Origin of the sequence: Sphingobium sp. IP1, from assembly GCF_002708645.1 — a bacterium.
Classification (GTDB): Bacteria; Pseudomonadota; Alphaproteobacteria; order Sphingomonadales; family Sphingomonadaceae; genus Sphingobium; species Sphingobium yanoikuyae.
Genome location: NZ_NOIW01000265.1, coordinates 1 through 775, shown reverse-complemented (window position 1 = coordinate 775; position 775 = coordinate 1). Strand labels below are relative to the sequence as shown.

The window sequence follows — 775 nt, the reverse complement described above, 5'->3', positions numbered from 1 at the left end:
GGCTGCCGCACCCGCCACCGCCCAGACCGCGGCCCCCGCCGACGGCCCGTTGAAGGTGGAAAATTACTACCGCGTCAAATGGGGCGGGATGGGCCAGTTCCTGACCACCTATCACAAACAGCATGAGGCGTTGCTGCGCGAGATGATGCGGCAGGGCTATATCAGCGAAGTCACGGTCGAGATGCCCTTCACCCATATGGGCGGCAGCACGCGGTGGGACGTGCGCACCACCATCGTCTACAAGCATGGCGCCGACGGCGTGGGCGCGGGCGAAGCCTACAAGGCGGCGATGGCGGCGGCCAAGGCGCGGATGTTCCCCGACAAGGCGGCATTCGATGCCGAGGAGGCCAAGCGCATGGCGGTGACGGAAGATCATTGGGACGTGGTGCTGGAACCCGCGCCTTAATTTTAGAAAATGCGGGAACGCATTTTCTGTGCCGCACCAGCCTTCAAACGAGGCACGTGACTCGTTTGAACCCCCACCCGACCACCCATAGAATACTGACGTTGGGCGGTCGACTGGAGGATCGGGCTGGCCGTTTCGATTTTCTGCAAAAACCCTGACACGCCTTATGCAGATGAGGCATCGCTGCGGCGGACCGTGAAGCTGTCGCGATTCATGGGTGAAATGCCCCCTTTTCCTTTGCCCGAAGCCACGCCATGTTGGGGCGGAGTAAAGTGCATCGCGGGAGGCAGACAAACGCATGTTCGGCGCATTGTGGAATCGAATCTTCGGCAAGACCAACGCCCCCGAGCAAGAACCCGCCCTTCCCCC

1 protein-coding gene is annotated in these 775 nt (G+C 61.8%); it reads left to right on the top strand.

The window, feature by feature from the left end; all coding sequences use genetic code 11:
* Window positions 1-406 (top strand): hypothetical protein (locus CG471_RS29880; protein WP_099234672.1); only part of this gene is annotated, 406 nt, incomplete at its 5' end.
* Window positions 407-775 lie beyond the last annotated feature (369 nt).